This window comes from Streptomyces sp. SPB162 (assembly GCF_029504575.1).
Classification (GTDB): domain Bacteria; phylum Actinomycetota; class Actinomycetes; order Streptomycetales; family Streptomycetaceae; genus Actinacidiphila.
In genome coordinates this window covers 1,016,501-1,033,308 of record NZ_JAQFII010000001.1, presented here as the reverse complement: position 1 = coordinate 1,033,308, position 16,808 = coordinate 1,016,501, and the positions used below count along the sequence as shown (strand labels likewise).

Below are 16,808 nucleotides of genomic sequence, written 5' to 3'. Positions count from 1 at the left end.
CTGCCTTCTCGTGAAAGAAGTTCGAACTGATCGGCCGGTGACGCCTGCGGGTGTCGGCGCGGCGCCATGAGGGATCGGAGTCGGCACGGCCGGATCGATGGGTGAAACGGGAAAAGTGGGTACACGAATTCATAGGTATTGAGGGCTGAAGGGGGAATGGCGTGACCGGAAGGGCGGACCCCGACTGCCGACTTTTATGCGGCCCCCCATTGATGGGCGAGCGCCGCCGCCTCCCCCCGGGTGCTGACGCCGAGTTTTCCGATGATCCTGGCGACGTGGAACTTCACCGTCGACTCGCTGATGTGCAGCGTCTGGGCGATGTCGCGGTTGCGGCGGCCCCGGGCCAGTTGCCCGAGGACCTCCAGTTCCCGTGCGCCGAGCTTGGCCAGGGGGTCCTGACAGGGCGTACTGGACGATGAGAGCGGGATCTCGAAGGTCACCGTCGTGCCCCACCCTGGTACGGCGTCCACGTCGAGCCGCCCTCCGAGCGGTGCCAGCAGCTCGGTGACGCGGCGGGTGTCGAGGGTGTGGCGGGTGAGCGTGCCGGGCCCGTTGTCCCGCACGGTGGCGCGCAGTTCGTCCGTGCTAACGTGCCAGCCGATGTGAACGCGGTGCTCGCCATCACCGCCCAAACCGAGCCCTTGGTCATCCAGGGAGGCGTGCACGGTGGCCCGGACCACGGCAAGCGCCGTGTGGGTGACGTCCGCGGGCAGCAGTCGGTCGGTGCTGTCCTCCGCGTCGGGCGGTCCCAGGTCCAGCCGCACGCCGCGGGCGCGCAGGATCTGGCGCAGTGACTCGGCCAGCCGCTCGAAGGCGTTCCCAGGCCGCTCCTCCATCAGCACCCGGTCGAGTTCGACCCGTGACCGCAGCTCGGTGACGGCGGAGACGGCGAGGTCGACGGAGCGCGCACGGGCGTGCGCGTCGTTCAGGGCGCGGTCGCGCAGGACGCCGAGCAGAGCGGTGAGCGCGGCCCCGTGCGCGTCGCGGAGTTCGGCGATGGCCACGGCACGTGCGGCGGCCGCCGCACGCAACGCGGCCAGCGGCTCGCTGCGCAGGCCCTCCCGGTACACGGTCACCAGCTCCCACAGCGCCTGGGCCGGCCTCATGTGCTCCTCCGGTACCGGGGTGTCCTCGGTTCGTATGAGGACCAGCAGCGCGGCCTGGCCCATGATGCCGCTGGCCAGAGCCAGCACGGGCATGTCAACGCCAGCCATCGGTGCCCGCCCCTGCCAGCTTCCCTTCGACGTCACCAGCGACCTCAGGGCCGCAACGTCGGTGGCAGTGATGGCGACGCCAGGCCGGCTGCGAGGCTCGCCGATGATCTTGAACGATGCGTACGAGGAGTTACGGGTCAGCTGGGCGATCTCCCGGTGCGGAATCGCCTCCGCCAGAGCGGAGGACAGACGTGCCAGATGCTCGGACGGCGGCGCCTGGATCAACTCGACTGCTGCCATCAGGTCCATGCCCGCCAGCGTAGGCAGCGGGTTTCTCCCACCGGATTGTCCTTTCGGTCAGTTGGAACTGTCCGAAAGGACGGCGGCGTCCGAGCCGCCGCGCCCGAGGCTGGAGGCGTTGTTCACGACCGGCCCGCTGCCAGGGCGGACCGAGCCATCCGTACGACGGGAAGTGATAGGCATGAAGGCGATCTCCTACGACGAGTACGGCGGTCCGGAGGTTCTGCGGCTGGCGGAGGTGACCGAGCCGCACGCAGGGCCCGGGCAGGTGCGAGTGAAGATCGTGGCCGCTGCTGTCAATCCCATCGACTTCAAGATCCGTTAGGGCCGGGCCCCGCAGATGGGCCCTCCGTCCCTCCCGGCTGTCCCGGGCTTGGAAGGAGCCGGCATCGTCGACGAGGTGGGGGCAGGCGTCAGAGGTGTGTCGATCGGTGACGAGGTGATGGTCTGGACCGACACCGGCGCCTCTGCCGAGTACGCCGTGGCCTCGGACTTCGCGTTCAAGCCCGCCGGCCTCGACTGGGAGACAGCCGCTGCGCTGCCGGTGGCTGTCGAGACTTCCGACCGCGTGCTGGGCGAACTCGCGGTGGGCCTGGGCGAGACCCTGCTGGTCCATGGAGCCGCGGGCGTGGTCGGCTCCGTCGGGGTCCAGATCGCCGTGGCGCGCGGTGCCACCGTGATCGGTACGGCGTCCGAGGCCAACCACGACTTCCTGCGCTCTCTCGGCGCGATCTCCGTGGCGTACGGTGACGGCCTCGTCGACCGGGTCCGCGCGGTCGCCCCCCAGGGCGTCGATGCCGTCTACGACGTCGCCGGCATGGACGCCCTGGACGTCTCCATGGAGCTGCGCGGCGGCACCACCGACCGCATCGTCACCACCAACGACCCGCGGGCCTTCGAGCTGGGCATCACCTTCTCCATCGGAGGCCGACGCTTCGGACCGGAGCTCGCGGAGTACGCCCGCCGCGCCGCCGACGGTCGGTTGCGCATACGCGTCGACCAGAGCTTCCCGCTCGCCGACGCCGCCAGGGCGCACGAGCTGAGCGAGTCCGGCCATGCGCGCGGCAAGTTGCTCCTGCGCCCGTAGGGAAAGCTCCGGTCTTCGCAATCGGCCCCGCGCAGAGGGTGATCAAGATCGGCCCACCTGGTGTGAACCGGTCGACTACCTGTTCACCAGGGACATGTGGTGCTCGTTGTAACGGTCTCCCTTGATCCCGATCCGGCCTGCGAGCTCGTTCAGGTCGGACAGCTCGTCGGCGGAGAGCGGAACGTCAGTGGCGCCGGCGTTCTCCTCGATGCGCACGCTGCGCCGGGTTCCCGGAATCGGAACGATCGACGGATGCTGGGCGAGCAGCCAGGCGAGTGCGATCTGTCCCGGTGTTGCGTCCTTGCCTCGCGCGAGCGACGTGATGTGTTCGACGAGAGCCTGGTTCGCCGCCCGATTCTCGGCCGTGAACCGCGGAATGGTGGTGCGGACGTCGTCGGCCGCGAACGGTGTCGAGGCGTCCACCGCCCCGGTCAGGAACCCCTTGCCGAGCGGGCTGAAGGGCACGAAGCCGATGCCGAGCGCCGTGCACGTCGGCAGGACCTCCGGCTCGGGATCCCGGGTCCACAACGAGTACTCGCTCTGCACTGCTGTCACGGGGTGAACCGAGTGGGCCCGCCGGATGGTCTCGGCACTGGCCTCCGAGAGCCCGAAGCAGCGGACCTTGCCCTCCTGTACAAGCTCCCCCACGGTTCCGGCGACGTCTTCGATTGGCACGTCCGGGTCGACGCGGTGCTGGTAGAAGAGGTCGAGCGTCTCGACCCTGAGCCGTTTGAGGGAGGCTGTCGCGACGGCGCGGATCTGCTCGGGCCGGCTGTTCAGTCCGACGGAGGCACCGTCCTCGATGCGGAAGCCGAACTTGGTGGCGATGACGACTTGGTCACGCAACGGAGCGAGGGCCTCTCCGACGAGTTCCTCGTTGACGTAGGGGCCGTACACCTCCGCGGTGTCGAAGAACGTGACTCCGCGGTCCACGGCGCCACGCAGTACGGCGATCATGTCGCTCCGGTCACCGGGGTTCGGACCGTAACTCTGGGACATTCCCATGGCACCGAGGCCGATGGCGGAGACCTGGAGGTCGCGTCCGAGGGTTCGTGTGTGCATTCTTCCTCCTGCGCATCGTTGATGAGCCGGCCGGTCGGGTGTGTGTGTTTCTGTATTTCGGTGTCGAGCCTTCGAGCACCGTACCCAGCACGCGATATCCCAAGGGGGTAAGGAATCTTCCCCGGATAAATTCCTCCCCCTGCACAGGGTTGGGTGATTGTGCAAGCGTCTAATGCGCGGCATGCAGCGGCCTGTTCTCTCGCGGGCCCATGAATCATGAACGCCGAATTCATGGCGTCAGTGAAGAAGCGGAGCCTTGCGTGAACGAGTCGTGAAGGCAAGGGCTGCCGCACCGACATGCCGCGCCAGCGACCAGATCCACTCTTGGGAGATTGGGAGAAACGTGTTCACCGTCAACGCGTACGCCGCTACGTCCGCGACCGAACCGCTCACCCGGACCTCCGTCGAGCGCCGCGAAGTCGGCCCGCGGGATGTCCTTATCGAGATCAAGTACGTCGGCGTCTGCCACTCGGACATTCACCACGTTCGTGGCGACTGGGGCCCGGTGCACTACCCGGTGGCCCCCGGCCACGAGATAACCGGAGTCGTCACCCGAGTCGGTACCGAGGTCAGCAAGTACGCCGCGGGTGACCGCGTCGGCGTCGGCTGCCTGGTCGACTCCTGCCGAACCTGCGACTCATGCCGCAAGGGTGAGGAGCAGTACTGTCTCAACGGCAGCACGCTCACCTACGGCTCCGTCGACCGGGACGGGACGCGGACCCAGGGCGGATACACCACCCACATCGTCGTCGACGAACACTTCGTCGTCCGCGTCCCCGCAGGCGTCGCCCTGGACGAGGCCGCCCCGCTGCTGTGCGCGGGCATCACGACCTACTCGCCGCTGCACCGGTGGGGAGCGGGTCCCGGCAAGAAGGTGGCCATCGTCGGGCTGGGCGGACTCGGACACATGGGCGTCAAGTTCGCGCACGCGTTGGGCGCGGAAGTCACCGTCCTCTCGCAGTCGTTGAAGAAGATGGACGACGGTCTGCGCCTGGGCGCCGACCACTACCACGCCACCGGTGACCCGAGGACGTTCGAGGAACTGGCAGGTTCCTTCGACCTCATCGTCAACACCGTGAGCGCCAAACTCGACGTCGATGCCTACCTCTCCCTGCTGGCCGTGGGCGGCACCATGGTCAACGTGGGCGCCCCGGCGGAACCACTGTCGCTCAACGTGTTCTCCCTTCTCTCCCGAGGCCGCTCCTACGCCGGTTCGTCCATCGGCGGCATCCGGGAGACGCAGGAAATGCTGGACTTCTGCGGCGAGCACGGGATCGGCGCGGAGGTCGAGGTCATCCCGGTGGAGAAGACAAACGAGGCGTATGAGCGCGTCCTGTCCTCCGATGTGCGCTACCGCTTCGTCATCGACATCGCGACGCTGGCCTGACCCGGACCGTCGGCGACGTACTACCGGTACCAACGGAGAATCACCGATGACAATGACGTACGACCACCTCGGCCGAACAGGTCTGAAGGTGAGCAAACTCGGCCTGGGAACCATGAACTTCGGCTGGGTCACGGACGCGTCCACCAGTCTCGACCTTCTCGACCGGGCAGTCGAGGAAGGCATCAACTTCGTGGACACCGCCGATGCCTACGGAGGGCCGCAGTCCCCCGACATGGAACAGGGATACGGCCTCTCGGAAGAGATCATCGGCCGGTGGCTGGCCCAGGGCGGAGGCCGACGCGACCGGATCGTGCTGGCGACCAAGCTGTACCAGCCCATGGGAACCGGCCCGAACGACAGGCACCTGTCCGCCTACAAGATCCGCAAGGCGGCCGAAGACAGTCTCCAGCGGCTGGGAACCGATCACATCGACCTGTATCAGATGCACCATGTCGACCGTTCCACACCGTGGGACGAGATCTGGCAGGCCATGGAGCAACTCGTCCGAGAGGGCAAGGTCACCTACATCGGCAGCAGCAACTTCGCCGGCTGGCACGTCGCGACCGCCCAGCAGGAAGCCGGCAAGCGTCACTTTCTCGGCCTCGTCTCCGAGCAGAGCCTCTACAACCTCACCGCTCGTACGGTCGAACTGGAACTGCTCCCCGCACTGCGCCACTACGGCATCGGCCTGATTCCGTGGAGCCCGCTAGGCGGGGGCCTGCTCGGCGGTGCCCTGCAGAAGGCCGACAGCGGTCGACGCTCATCTCCCGATTTCCTGGCCGCCGTCGAGCGCCACCGGTCGCAACTCGAACGCTACGAAGCACTGTGCGCAGACCTCGGCGAGCGACCTGCGGACGTCGCGCTCGCCTGGCTGCTGCACAACCCGGCGGTCGCGACCACCATCGTCGGACCACGAACGCCCGAGCAACTGCACCAGACACTCCGGGCCCCACACCTGAACCTGTCGGCCGAAACCCTGCGAGAGCTCGACGAGATCTGGCCGGGGCCGGGTGGAGAGGCGCCCGAAGCGTACGCCTGGTAGCTCGGTGACGAGGGGGGACGAGGACAAGGACAAGGACGTATGGAATACACACGACTGGGAAGCTCAGGGCTTGTTGTCAGCCGACTGGCGCTCGGCTGTATGACGTTCGGGGACACCGCGAGCGGCTTCAGCAAATGGGCGCTCGGTGAAGAGGAAGCGGAGCCGATATTCCGGCAGGCCGTCGAACTGGGCATCACGTTCTGGGACACCGCCAACGCCTACAGCTTCGGCAGCTCGGAGGAGATCGTCGGGCGCGCGATCAACAAGTACTCGCGCCGCGAGGACATCGTGCTCGCCACCAAGGTCTTCTACCCGATGCACGCCGGCCCGGGCGGATCCGGGACCTCACGCAAGGCGATCATGGAGCAGATCGACGCGTCGCTGACCCGGCTCGGCACCGACTATGTGGATCTCTACCAGATCCACCGCCTCGACTACGAGACGCCCGCCGAGGAGACCATGGAGGCCCTGCACGATGTCGTGAAGGCGGGCAAGGTGCGCTATATCGGAGCGTCGTCGATGCTGGCGTGGGAGTTCGCCAAGCTGCAGTACACCGCCGACCTGAACGGATGGACACGGTTCGTGTCCATGCAGGACCAGTACAACCTCCTCATGCGCGAGGAGGAGCGGGAGATGTTCGGGCTGCTCGCCGACCAGGGTGTGGGGAGCGTTCCCTGGAGCCCGCTGGCGCGCGGCAGGCTCACCCGGCCATGGGGAGCGGAGACCACGCGGTCAGGAACCGACCCCGCCTACGGGCGTCTGTTCACCGAGGAGGAGTCGAATCGAAAGATCGTCGGGGCGGTGCAGTCGGTCGCCGAGGCACGCGGGGTGTCCATGGCCACGATCGCACTCGCGTGGGTCCTGGCGAATCCGGTCGTCAGCGCTCCGCTCGTCGGGGCTTCCAAGCCGCGTCACTTGGAGGACGCCGCTGCGGCGCTCGACATCACGTTGACGGACGAAGAAGTCGCCGCGATCGAGGAGCACTACACGCCTCGGAACGCCACAGGCATGAGTGCTGCCGACCGGCCACCGGCCCGCTGAGAGCCAGCGGCTCCCTATCAGAACGCTGCCCTCGCGATGCTCGGGTCGACGACCGACCCGAGCGCGGCGCGAAGAGGTACGACTGATGCCCGGGTGTTTGCTCCACGGGATCGCGGCAACGTGCGAAGCTGTGGATGTGCGACGCGAGGCCAACGGGGAGCAATTGGGAGCGTTCCTCAAGGCGCGCCGGGCTCAGGTGAGCCCGAGCATGGCTGGTCTGCCCGGCAGCGCTGCGCCCCGGCGGGTCCCAGGTCTGCGCCGAGAGGAAGTCGCCCGACTGGCGGCGATCAGCACCGACTACTACACCCGGCTCGAACAGGGCCGGGTCCAGGTGTCGGGGGCCGTCTTGGACGTACTCGCGCAGGTACTCCGCCTCGATGGCGACCAGCGTGAGTACCTGCTGACCCTGGCGGGGAAGAACGCCCCGCCCACGGCCGGCAACGCTCGACAGGATGTCCAGCCGCAAATGCGCCACCTGCTCGCCGACCTCACCCTGTCCGCGGGGTTCGTGATCGGACACAACACGGATCTCCTGGCGTGGAACGCCATGGCCGCGGCCCTGGTGATGGACTTCGGACGGGTGCCCGAGGAAGAACGCAACTATGTGCGCCTGGTGTTCACCGAGCCCGCCATCCGCGTGCTGTACCGGGACTGGGAGGTCATGGCCCGTCTGGCTGTCTGCCACCTGCGCATGGACAGCAGGCGTAACCCCGACGACCCTCGGCTCACGGCGCTTGTCGAGGAACTTTCCGCGATGGATCCCCAGTTCCGGCGGTGGTGGACCTCGCATGACGTCGCCACGCGGGCCGGCGGCACCAGGCTGCTTCGTCATCCCGTGGTCGGTGACCTGGCCCTCGAGCGCTCCACTTTCCAGTGCGCTGAGGACCTCGGGCAGCAACTCGTCGTGTGGACTGCGGAGCCCGGCAGTCCGGCCTCCGACGCCTTGCGTTACCTGGCGTCCACGATCGGGTCGGCGGCGCCCATGCGCGCGTGATCGCGCCGAGTGGCGGCGCCCCCGTTCACCGCGGGGCCCGCGGGAACAGGCGCAGGGCGTTCGCTGAGGTGAGTGATCGCCATGTCGCGTCCCGCGTCGGTGGTTCGGCCGTGTCGATCGCCGCGATGTGGGCGTCGGCGAGGGGCGCGGGCGTCCAGCAGTAGTCGCTGCCGAAGAGCACGGGGTCGGGACCGACCAGCTTCACCAGAGCGGGAACCTGGCGTGGGAAGGCCGTACCCGCGATGTCGTAGTACAGGGCAGCCAGTTGCTGCACGGCGTCGTGCGGGGGTGCCTCCTGCGAGGGCACGAAAAGCTGCACGAACTCGTTGATGCGGTCGGTCAGGACGGGGATCGCGCCGCCGCAGTGCGGGACGATCACCCGCATGTCCGCTCGACGAAGGTGACGTCCTTGTCGACGCCTCCGGAACGGACGTGTCCCGCGTGGCTGGCCCGCGCGGTGCGCCACCAGCCGCCGTCCGTACCGCGGAAGGAGCGGACGTACAGATCGTGGCCGTCGCGGACGACCCAGACCGGCACCGGCTTGCGGAGGGTGCCGTTGTCGCGGAGCGCCGCCATCTGCAACTCGTCAGCCTCGGCGATGCGGTCGAGCTCGGCGTAAGTCCATGTCGTCATCGGTGCTTCTCCGTTCTTGAAAGCGCGTCAAGGCTGTCGGGCTGGTCCGAGGAAGAGATTCGCGGCGGCGCTGACGAAGGCCATCACCGCGGTGATGGCCAGGCTTTCGCGCAGGCCGTGGAGCAGGTCGCCGCGTCCCGCCAGCAGGGCGCCGAACACGGCAACGGCCAGCGCTCCGCCCAGTTGGCGGCTGGTGTTGAACACGCCGCTGGCCACGCCTGCGCGGTGGGCGGGAACGCTCTCCAGGAGGAGCGCCGTCGTCGGAGCCATGGCCAGCGGGCCGCAGATGCCCACCGGGATCATCACGAAAGACAGGGCCCACACGGGGGTGGAGGAGGGAAGGAAGGTCAGCATCGTCGTGCCGGTGCCCATGAGGAGCATGCCGCCGACGATGGGAACGCGAGGGCCGAACCTCTCGGCCAGTCTGGCGGCGAGCACGCTGACGAAGGCGGACAGGACGGTCATCGGTACGAAGGCCAGGCCCGTGGCGAAGGAGGACAGCCCGCGCTGCTGCTGGTAGTAGAGGCTGTAGACGAACACCATTCCTTGGAAGCCGCCTATGAACGCGAAACCGGTACCCGAGGCGATCACCAGGTTGCGGGAGCGGAACAGGTCCAGCGGAACCATCGGCTGCTTTCCGTAAGCCTGAGCGGCGACGAAGACGACCAGCGCCAGGACGGTGATCGCCATCGACACGAGCACCCGGGGGCCGCCGAGACCGTCGGCGCCGGCCTCGATCACCCCGAAGGTCAGCGCGCCCATGGCCAGTACCGCCGCGACCTGCCCGATCCAGTCGAACGGCACGTCACGTCGCGCGGCGAGTGCGCCACGCGCAGCAGCAGCAACAGCGCGACCAGACCGACCGGCAGGTTGATGAAAAAGATCATTCGCCAGCTGACCAGGGCCAGCGAACCGCCCGCGACGGGCCCGGCGGCCGCGGCCACGGCGCCGCCGATGGTCCACAGCGCGATCGCCCGGCCCCGCTTGACCGGGTCGTCGTAGGCCTCGCGGATCAGCGCGAGGGACGACGGTGTCATTGTCGCCGCCCCCAATCCCTGCACCATGCGGGCGATGACCAGGGTCACCAGGTCGGGTGCCAGGCCGCAGGCCGTCGAGGAGGCCACGAACAACGCCAGACCGATCCCGAAGGCACGCCGTGCGCCGGCCCGGTCGCTCAGGGACCCCGCGGACAGCAGCAGCGCCGCAAACATCAGCGTGTAGCCGTCCATCACCCACTGCAGGCCGCTCATGTCACCGCCGAGATCGCTGCGGATGTCAGGCAGAGCGACGTTGACGACCGAAGCGTCGAGGGTGATGACGAAGAAGCCGAGCAGAGCGGCCGAGAGCGCGAAGACAGGGGCGAAACCGCGGCGGGGGGCGCCTTCGACGGTCGGTGAGGAGGCGGCGGGCGGGGCGGACATGGGGGAACTCCTGGGGCCGGGCAGGGCGTGGGGCAGGCGCCGCTGTGGTGGAGGGTGCAGGAGGACTCGTGGTCAGCCAGGGGTGCTGGTGAGCGGGTCACCGAGGTGGGTGCGGGTGATGCCGAGTGAGTCCTCGAAGACGCGGTAGTCGGTGATCAGTCCGTCGGTGACGGTGAGGCGCAGGATCATCTCGCTTTCGAGTACCTGTCCCGAGGGGTGGAACCGGGAGGTGTACCGGCCCGGTGCCGGGACCTGTCCGTCGATCTCCAGCATGGTGCCCAGTTCGAACGCGAGCGGCTCGACGGCGGAGAAGAAGGCGGTGAGGGACTGCCGGATCTCCTCCGGTCCGGTGCGGCTCCCGGCCCAGGGGGTCAGGGCGGGATCGCCCGGGATCGTTCAAGTCGCGTCGGGGGTGAAGTGGGAGAGGACGCGCTCCATGTCGCGCGTGCCGAAGGCCTCGAAGTATGCCTCGACGGTGGCGATCGCCTCGCTGGTCATGGCTGTCGGTCCGTTCTGCTCGGCGGCTGCGACGGCAAGCGGCCGCTGGTGCTCGGTGGTGCCGGGGGTGGTGGGCGCGGCTGATTGGGCGCCCACCACCCCCGGGGCTTCAGGTCAGGGACGCAGCAGCGTCTTGATGGCGCGGCGCTCGTCCATGGCCTTGTAGCCTTCTGCGACCTCGTCCAGGGGCAGGGTGAGGTCGAAGACCTTGCCCGGGTTGATACGGCCGTCGAGGACGCGGCCGATCAGGTCGGGAAGGTAGGCGCGCACGGGGGCGGGGCCACCGCGCAGGCCGACGTGGGAGAAGAAGAGCTCCTGGCCGTCGATCTGCGTGCCGTGCGGGAAGCCGACGAAGCCGACGTTGCCACCCGGACGCGCGGACTGCAGGCCCTGGCGCATCGACTCCTGCGTGCCGACGCACTCGAGCACCGAGTCGGCGCCGATGCCGTTCGTCAGCTCCTTCACGCGGGCGACGCCTTCTTCACCCCGCTCGGTGATGATGTCGGTGGCGCCGAATTCCAGGGCCAGCTTCTGCCGGGACTCGTGTCGGCTCATGGCGATGATGCGCTCGGCGCCCAGTTCCTTGGCGGCGATGACCCCACACAGGCCCACCGCGCCGTCACCGACGACCACGGCCGTCGAACCGGGCTCGACCTCGGCGGCCTTGGCGGCGTACCAGCCGGTGCCCATGACGTCGGACAGGGTCAGCAGGCTGGGGATCAGCTCGTCGGCCGGCTGCTCCGGGGTGGTGACCAGGGTGCCGTCGGCGAGGGGGACGCGCAGGTACTCGGCTTGGGCGCCGTTCACCCACTGCGCGTGCTGGCAGGAGGTGTGGTAGCCGGCCTGGCAGATCGGGCAGGTGTTGTCGGAGGCGACGAAGGAACCGATGACGAACTGTCCCTGCCTGACGCTGGAGACGTCGTTGCCGACCTCCTCGACGATGCCGACGTACTCGTGGCCGATCGGCTGCGGCTCGGCGACCGGCAGGACGCCCCGGTAGCTCCACAGGTCGGAGCCGCACACACAGGCGGCGACGATACGGAGGACCGCGTCCGTCGGCGCCGTGATCTTCGGCTCGGGGGCGTTCTCCACCCGGATGTCACCCGGCGCGTGAATGATGGTTGCTCGCATGGTGCCTTCCCAGCTCTCGTCGTGTCTGTCGTGCCGTCAGGGGTGGGCGCGGGTGCGGAAACGCGGGCCGTTGGGGTCGTGGTCGGAGACGTGTGCGAGCCAGGCTGTGCCGGCCGTCTCCGGAAGCCGCCGCCGGGCGCGTGACGGCGGTTGCGTGTGGGGGAGAGCCTGCGACGTGCGGGCGGCGAAGAGACGTCAGCCGGACTGGTCGGCCTTCTCCACCATCTCCTTGAGCTGGGTCATCGCGGTCATGGCGTTGGGCCATCCGGCGTAGAAGGCCAGATGCGTGATGACCTCGACCAGCTCGTCCTTGGTGAGACCGTTCTCCAGGGCCTTGCCGAGGTGGAAGCCGAGCTGGTCGGTTCGGTACAGGGAGGCCAGAGCGGTGACGGTGACGAGGCTGCGGTCGCGTGGGGACAGACCCGGCCGCTCCCAGATGTCGCCGAACAGGACGGTGTCGGTCACCTCCGCGAGCTTGGGGGCGAACTCCTGGATCGCCGGCGGCGCGAACTTCTTCCGTTCGGACATGAGGTGGTGCTCCTGGCATGTTTTCGGGTGGGGGGACTGTGCGCAGCCCGGCCTTCGACCGGGGCTGGATGGGCTGCTCACCGAAGAACAAGGCGAGCCCGACGAGGGCGGAGGGGATGTACGTAACCTTCGAGTCGGCCGTCTCGGCTCCTCCGCCCGCCTCAGGAATGCTGGATATCGGTTATCGGTGACATCCGGGAAATCATTCTTGCCGGAGGTCGGCCTTCCCGCTCATCCGGGGTGTGTGCGCTCCGCAGGCCGGTTCCGGTCACCGAACACGCCACAGACCCTGCCACTTTCACGGGAACCCGCAAAGGGGAGAATTCCATCCGGGGAATCCCGTATCCAGGGGAGAAATCCTTACCCCCCTTCCAGTGACCGACCGATGCCACACTGGAGTCATGGCCGGCGACGCGCATCTGAGTGAGCTGGGAGAAATCCTCAAGGCGCGGAGGGCCGAGCTGACCCCGCGTACCGTCGGTCTGCCCGACACCGGTGGTCGGCGTGTGCCCGGTCTGCGCAGAGAGGAGGTCGCCCTGCTCGCTGCCATCAGCAGCGACTACTACACACGGCTGGAGCAGGGCCGTATCCAGCCGTCCGCATCGGTGCTGGCCGCTCTCGCCCAGGTCCTGCGCCTGTCGGATCACCAGCGTGACCACCTGTTCGAACTGGCCGGCCGGCAACGAGCACGACACCGCCGACCAGCCGCACAGAAGGCGCACCCGCAGCTGCTCCGCCTGCTCGACGATCTCACCGTGAGTCCCGGTGTGGTGATCGGTCGCCGTATGGACATCCTGGCCTGGAATCCGCTCGCTGCCGCCTTGTTCACCGATTTCGCGAAGGTGCCGGAAGGCAGGCGGAACTGCGTCCGCATCCTCTTCACCGATCCCTCCATGCGGACGCTCTACGCGGACTGGCGGGCCGTCGCCCGTGACTGTGTGTCCCATCTGCGCATGGAGACCGCCAAACGTCCCGAGGACCCGGGGCTGATCAGCTTGGTCGGGGAACTCTCCGTGGAGGACAGTGACTTCGGTCGGTGGTGGGGAGGCCGTCACGCGCCGTCACGCAGGGCGGGCGTCAAGAGGTTCCACCATCCTGTCGTGGGCGAACTCGTCCTGGACTGGGACACGCTCATCTGCGGCGGCGACCCCGATCAGGCACTCGTCGTCTGGACGGCGGAGCCAGGCACGCCGTCGTACGACGGACTGAGCGCCCTCGCCTCGCGGGCCACCGGTCGGCCCGGTCTCACCGATCAGGCCGGTGAGACCGGCTGATACGAAGGTCTCGGCGGCCCCTGCGATTCGACAGGCGACAGACCTGGGACAAAACTCTCCCCCTTACATTTCGACTGGATACTGCGACACTCGCTGTTATGTACACCGAAGAACATTTGCCTGAACTGGGAGAATTCCTCAAGGTGTGCCGGGCCCAGCTCAGCCCGCGGACCGTCGGTCTGCCCGAGTCCGGGGCGCCCCGGCGAGTGCCCGGGCTGCGCCGTGAGGAGGTCGCTCAACTGGTGGGGATCAGCACGCGTGCCTACGCGCGGCTGGAACAGGGGCGCACCCCCGTGCCGAGGACGGTGCTCGCCACGCTCGCCCGCGTCCTGCACCTCGACGACGCCCAGCGCGACCACCTGTTCGAGCTGGCGGCAAGGGGCACGTGCGAACCGCGTCGCCGGCCGGCGCAGAAGGTCCATCCGCAGCTCAGACGCATCCTGGACGAACTGTCCACGACCCCCGCACTCGTCCTCGGCCGGCACTTGGACATCCTCGCCTGGAATCCTCTGGCAGCCGCTCTGCTCACCGACTTCGACAAGCTCCCCGCGAACAGGCGCAACTACGCGCGGCTGATGTTCACCGACCCGGCCTTCCGTGAGCTCTGCCTCGACTGGAGGACGAACGCCCGAATCTGCGTGACCCATCTGCGCCTGGAGGCCGCCCGGTACCCCGGCGACCCGAAGCTGGCCGCACTCGTCGGCGAGTTGTCGGTCACCGACGCCGACTTCCGGCAGTGGTGGGCGGGCCGACAGATGAACGGCCTGCGGATGGGCACCAAGAGGCTGCGCCACCCGATCGTCGGCGACCTCACCCTCGACTGGGACACCCTGACCTGCACCGCCGACCCCACACAGAAACTGGTCGTCGCGACCGCCGATCCCGGGGCCCCGTCCCACGACGGGCTTCTGTTCCTGGCGTCATGGACCGCCGACTCGGACCGGCCCGCACAGGACGCGGCAGCCTGAGGCCTAAGGGACCAGGTGTGCCACCGCGCAGCCACAGGTCCGTCGGGACGGACCCATAGCCGCCATGGGGCTTCCGGGCGACCGCACGTGGAGGGGCCCCGGCCCGGCGCGGGGAGAGACGCTGCCCCTCCCCATCCGGAGTGGCGCATGCCCCGGGATCAGGTGCGACGAGCGTGTTCCCCGGGCGCCGGGAGGCGCGGTCGTTCCCCGTCGGAGCCGGAGAGCTGCGACGACAACTCGTCGACCAGTTCGACCAGGTCCGTCGGCTGGTCGGGTGCCCACCAGTCGCCGAGCAGCTCGGCGAGAGAGTCCCGGCGGGCCGCCGACAGCCGGGCCGCGGCGTCGCGGCCCGCGTCGGTGAGGGTCAGGTCCGTGCCCTCGATCGTGGCCAACTGCCGCTGCTCGATCTGCTGCAGGGCGGTCTGGATCACCGGCAGCGGCACCTGGCTGTACTCGGCGAGCCGTGCCGGCGGCAATGACCTGTCCGGTCGTAGGGCCCGCAGCAGTAGCCAGCTGGAAGCGGGCAGGAGGTCGTATCCGGCTGCGGCGGTGATCTTCTCGTAGATGCCGCGCCGTCCGTTTCGTGACCCGAGGACTGACAGGGCCCGATGCGCCTCCTCACGCGAGGAGCGGTGCACGGGGTGGACGCTGAGGGTCTGCGCCAGGTCGGGCGCGGTGACCGAGCCGCGCAGCCTGTCCTCCTTGAGGAGCCAGGTCAGCGCGAAGGCGAGCAGGACGACCGGGGCAGCGTAGAGGAACACGTCGGTGATCGATGTGGCGTACGCGTGCAGCGCGGACGGGCGCAGCTCGGGCGGGAGCCGGTCCATGGCACGTGGGTCGGCCTCGAGCACGGCGGCCGACCGGGACTGGGCCGGGCCGGTGAACACGTCGTGCAGCTTGTCGTCGAGCCGGCTGGTGAAGACCGTGCCGAAGACGGCGACGCCGAACGCGGAGCCGATCGACCGGAAGAACGTGACCCCCGAGGTGGCGACCCCCAGATCCTCGTACGACACCGCGTTCTGCACGATGAGCACGAGCACCTGCATGACCAGGCCGAGCCCGAAGCCGAAGACGAAGAAGCATAGGCTCATCTCGAGGTTGCCGGAGGACTCATCGAGCCGGTGCAGCAGCAACAGCCCCGCGGCGGTGACGGCGGTGCCGAGCACCGGGAAGATCTTCCACCGCCCGGTACGGGAGACGACCTGGCCGGACAGTGTGGACGTCAGCAGCAGCCCGAGCACCATCGGCAGCATGTGCACACCCGACATGGTGGGCGACACCCCCTGCACGACCTGGAGGAACGTCGGCAGGTAGGTCATCGCACCGAACATCGCGAAGCCGATCACGAAGCTGATCGCCGAGGACAGCGCGAAGGTACGGATGCGGAACAGCTTCAACGGCAGCACCGGTTCGGCGGCCCTGCGCTCGACGGCCAGGAACCACACGAGCAGTACGGCACCCAAGGCCGCGGTCCCGATCAACGGGGCCGATGTCCATCCCCAGGTCCGGCCGCCGAGCGAGGTCACCAGGATCAGGCAGGTGGCGACGGACGCGATCAGAAGCGTCCCCAGGTAGTCGATCCGGTGCTTCTGCGACCGGACCGGGATCCGCAGCGCGGCGGCGATCACCACGAGGGCGACGGCACCGACGGGCAGGTTGATGTAGAAGACCCAGCGCCAGCTCAGACGGTCCACGAACAGCCCGCCGAGCAACGGCCCCAGCACGCTGGTCGCGCCGAAGACGGCACCGAACAGGCCCTGGTAGCGGCCCCGGTCCCGGGGCGGCACAATGTCGCCGACGATCGCCATCGACAGGACCATCAGGCCACCGCCGCCGAGCCCCTGAAGCGCGCGGAACGTGATCAGCTGCGGCATGTCCTGCGCCAGACCGCACAGCGCCGATCCGATCAGGAAGATCACGATCGCGGCCTGGAACAGCTTCTTGCGCCCGTACTGGTCGCCCAGCTTGCCCCACAGCGGGGTCGCGGCGGTCGAGGCGAGCAGGTAGGCGGTGACGACCCACGACAGGTGGCTCATTCCGCCGAGGTCACTGACGATCGTCGGCAAAGCGGTGGACACGATGGTCTGGTCCAGGGACGAGATGAGCATGCCGAGCAGCAACGCGCCGATGGACACCCGCACCCTGTGCCGGTTTCCCGCCGCCGACTGCGGCTCCACCACCTGTTCGCCTACCTCCTGGACCACAATTCCGTTCCCTCCGATACAGGCAATCGGACGTGTTGCTTCCGCCCGGGCCGCGCCGCTGACCATATCCGCAGGGCCTGCACG

General features: G+C 68.5%; 17 protein-coding genes and 1 pseudogene. 7 read left to right on the top strand and 11 right to left on the bottom strand.

Annotated features, from left to right (window positions below):
• Positions 1 to 194: 194 nt before the first annotated feature.
• A complete protein-coding gene (locus tag M2266_RS04740) occupies positions 195 to 1,463 on the bottom strand; it encodes a LuxR C-terminal-related transcriptional regulator (RefSeq protein WP_277436979.1) in 1,269 nt (422 codons plus the stop codon).
• 172 nt (positions 1,464 to 1,635) lie between these two features.
• Between M2266_RS04740 and M2266_RS04735 the strand changes: the two are divergent.
• A pseudogene (locus M2266_RS04735) lies at positions 1,636 to 2,541 on the top strand (NADP-dependent oxidoreductase).
• A 75-nt stretch (positions 2,542 to 2,616) separates the two neighbouring features.
• Here M2266_RS04735 and M2266_RS04730 read toward each other — a convergent pair.
• The gene (locus M2266_RS04730) at positions 2,617 to 3,603 is read right to left on the bottom strand and encodes an aldo/keto reductase (protein WP_277436978.1); all 987 of its coding nucleotides are present in this window, start codon (positions 3,601 to 3,603) and stop codon (positions 2,617 to 2,619) included.
• A gap of 343 nt (positions 3,604 to 3,946) precedes the next feature.
• Here M2266_RS04730 and M2266_RS04725 point away from each other — a divergent pair, with 343 nt between their 5' ends.
• The 4 genes from M2266_RS04725 (at position 3,947) to M2266_RS04710 (ending at position 8,067) form a co-directional block, all read left to right on the top strand.
• Positions 3,947 to 4,990 (top strand): NAD(P)-dependent alcohol dehydrogenase, encoded by a 1,044-nt coding sequence (locus M2266_RS04725; RefSeq protein ID WP_277436977.1) that lies wholly within the window; start codon positions 3,947 to 3,949, stop codon positions 4,988 to 4,990.
• A 52-nt stretch (positions 4,991 to 5,042) separates the two neighbouring features.
• Complete coding sequence (locus tag M2266_RS04720) at positions 5,043 to 6,032, top strand: aldo/keto reductase (RefSeq protein ID WP_277441068.1); 990 nt, start codon at positions 5,043 to 5,045, stop codon at positions 6,030 to 6,032.
• Positions 6,033 to 6,071: 39 nt separating this feature from the next.
• On the top strand, positions 6,072 to 7,073 hold the full coding sequence (locus tag M2266_RS04715) for an aldo/keto reductase (RefSeq protein ID WP_277436976.1): 1,002 nt from the start codon (positions 6,072 to 6,074) through the stop codon (positions 7,071 to 7,073).
• Positions 7,074 to 7,209: 136 nt separating this feature from the next.
• Complete coding sequence (locus M2266_RS04710) at positions 7,210 to 8,067, top strand: helix-turn-helix transcriptional regulator (RefSeq protein ID WP_277436975.1); 858 nt, start codon at positions 7,210 to 7,212, stop codon at positions 8,065 to 8,067.
• A gap of 25 nt (positions 8,068 to 8,092) precedes the next feature.
• On the opposite strand, the gene M2266_RS04705 is transcribed toward M2266_RS04710, so the two are convergent.
• The 8 genes from M2266_RS04705 to M2266_RS04670 all read right to left on the bottom strand — a co-directional run bounded on the left by M2266_RS04705 (position 8,093) and on the right by M2266_RS04670 (position 12,278).
• Positions 8,093 to 8,452, bottom strand: coding sequence for an amidohydrolase family protein (locus tag M2266_RS04705; protein ID WP_277436974.1), 360 nt, complete (start codon positions 8,450 to 8,452; stop codon positions 8,093 to 8,095).
• A complete protein-coding gene (locus M2266_RS04700; protein WP_277436973.1) occupies positions 8,443 to 8,700 on the bottom strand; it encodes a DUF2255 family protein in 258 nt (85 codons plus the stop codon). Before M2266_RS04700 ends, M2266_RS04705 begins: the two co-directional genes overlap by 10 nt.
• Positions 8,701 to 8,727: 27 nt before the next feature.
• The gene (locus M2266_RS04695; RefSeq protein ID WP_277436972.1) at positions 8,728 to 9,504 is read right to left on the bottom strand and encodes an MFS transporter; all 777 of its coding nucleotides are present in this window, start codon (positions 9,502 to 9,504) and stop codon (positions 8,728 to 8,730) included.
• Positions 9,450 to 10,121, bottom strand: coding sequence for an MFS transporter (locus tag M2266_RS04690; RefSeq protein ID WP_277436971.1), 672 nt, complete (start codon positions 10,119 to 10,121; stop codon positions 9,450 to 9,452). Before M2266_RS04690 ends, M2266_RS04695 begins: the two co-directional genes overlap by 55 nt.
• Positions 10,122 to 10,193: 72 nt before the next feature.
• Positions 10,194 to 10,496, bottom strand: coding sequence for a nuclear transport factor 2 family protein (locus M2266_RS04685; RefSeq protein WP_346780942.1), 303 nt, complete (start codon positions 10,494 to 10,496; stop codon positions 10,194 to 10,196).
• Between the two features lie 21 nt (positions 10,497 to 10,517).
• Positions 10,518 to 10,715 carry a nuclear transport factor 2 family protein gene (locus M2266_RS04680; RefSeq protein ID WP_277436969.1) on the bottom strand — a complete coding sequence of 66 codons (198 nt, stop codon included), beginning with the start codon at positions 10,713 to 10,715 and terminating at the stop codon, positions 10,518 to 10,520.
• Positions 10,716 to 10,733: 18 nt separating this feature from the next.
• Positions 10,734 to 11,750 carry a zinc-dependent alcohol dehydrogenase family protein gene (locus M2266_RS04675; protein ID WP_277436968.1) on the bottom strand — a complete coding sequence of 339 codons (1,017 nt, stop codon included), beginning with the start codon at positions 11,748 to 11,750 and terminating at the stop codon, positions 10,734 to 10,736.
• Between the two features lie 195 nt (positions 11,751 to 11,945).
• Entirely contained in the window at positions 11,946 to 12,278 is a 333-nt protein-coding gene (locus M2266_RS04670; protein WP_277436967.1) for a carboxymuconolactone decarboxylase family protein, read from the bottom strand.
• 401 nt (positions 12,279 to 12,679) lie between these two features.
• On the opposite strand from M2266_RS04670, the gene M2266_RS04665 reads away from it, so the two are divergent.
• Both M2266_RS04665 and M2266_RS04660 read left to right on the top strand, forming a co-directional pair.
• The gene (locus M2266_RS04665; protein ID WP_277436966.1) at positions 12,680 to 13,552 is read left to right on the top strand and encodes a helix-turn-helix transcriptional regulator; all 873 of its coding nucleotides are present in this window, start codon (positions 12,680 to 12,682) and stop codon (positions 13,550 to 13,552) included.
• A 98-nt stretch (positions 13,553 to 13,650) separates the two neighbouring features.
• Positions 13,651 to 14,520 carry a helix-turn-helix transcriptional regulator gene (locus tag M2266_RS04660; protein ID WP_277436965.1) on the top strand — a complete coding sequence of 290 codons (870 nt, stop codon included), beginning with the start codon at positions 13,651 to 13,653 and terminating at the stop codon, positions 14,518 to 14,520.
• A gap of 158 nt (positions 14,521 to 14,678) precedes the next feature.
• On the opposite strand, the gene M2266_RS04655 is transcribed toward M2266_RS04660, so the two are convergent.
• The gene (locus M2266_RS04655; RefSeq protein WP_277441067.1) at positions 14,679 to 16,700 is read right to left on the bottom strand and encodes an MDR family MFS transporter; all 2,022 of its coding nucleotides are present in this window, start codon (positions 16,698 to 16,700) and stop codon (positions 14,679 to 14,681) included.
• Positions 16,701 to 16,808 lie beyond the last annotated feature (108 nt).

What these genes read in the sequence shown, in the direction of transcription:
- M2266_RS04730 (WP_277436978.1), bottom strand. Translation starts at nt 3,603, where the DNA reads ATGCACACACGAACCCTCGGACGCGACCTCCAGGTCTCCGCCATCGGC.
- M2266_RS04705 (WP_277436974.1), bottom strand. Translation starts at nt 8,452, where the DNA reads ATGCGGGTGATCGTCCCGCACTGCGGCGGCGCGATCCCCGTCCTGACC.
- M2266_RS04675 (WP_277436968.1), bottom strand. Translation starts at nt 11,750, where the DNA reads ATGCGAGCAACCATCATTCACGCGCCGGGTGACATCCGGGTGGAGAAC.
- M2266_RS04720 (WP_277441068.1), top strand. Translation starts at nt 5,043, where the DNA reads ATGACGTACGACCACCTCGGCCGAACAGGTCTGAAGGTGAGCAAACTC.
- M2266_RS04660 (WP_277436965.1), top strand. Translation starts at nt 13,651, where the DNA reads ATGTACACCGAAGAACATTTGCCTGAACTGGGAGAATTCCTCAAGGTG.
- M2266_RS04665 (WP_277436966.1), top strand. Translation starts at nt 12,680, where the DNA reads ATGGCCGGCGACGCGCATCTGAGTGAGCTGGGAGAAATCCTCAAGGCG.
- M2266_RS04700 (WP_277436973.1), bottom strand. Translation starts at nt 8,700, where the DNA reads ATGACGACATGGACTTACGCCGAGCTCGACCGCATCGCCGAGGCTGAC.
- M2266_RS04740 (WP_277436979.1), bottom strand. Translation starts at nt 1,463, where the DNA reads ATGGACCTGATGGCAGCAGTCGAGTTGATCCAGGCGCCGCCGTCCGAG.
- M2266_RS04670 (WP_277436967.1), bottom strand. Translation starts at nt 12,278, where the DNA reads ATGTCCGAACGGAAGAAGTTCGCGCCGCCGGCGATCCAGGAGTTCGCC.
- M2266_RS04690 (WP_277436971.1), bottom strand. Translation starts at nt 10,121, where the DNA reads ATGTCCGCCCCGCCCGCCGCCTCCTCACCGACCGTCGAAGGCGCCCCC.
- M2266_RS04715 (WP_277436976.1), top strand. Translation starts at nt 6,072, where the DNA reads ATGGAATACACACGACTGGGAAGCTCAGGGCTTGTTGTCAGCCGACTG.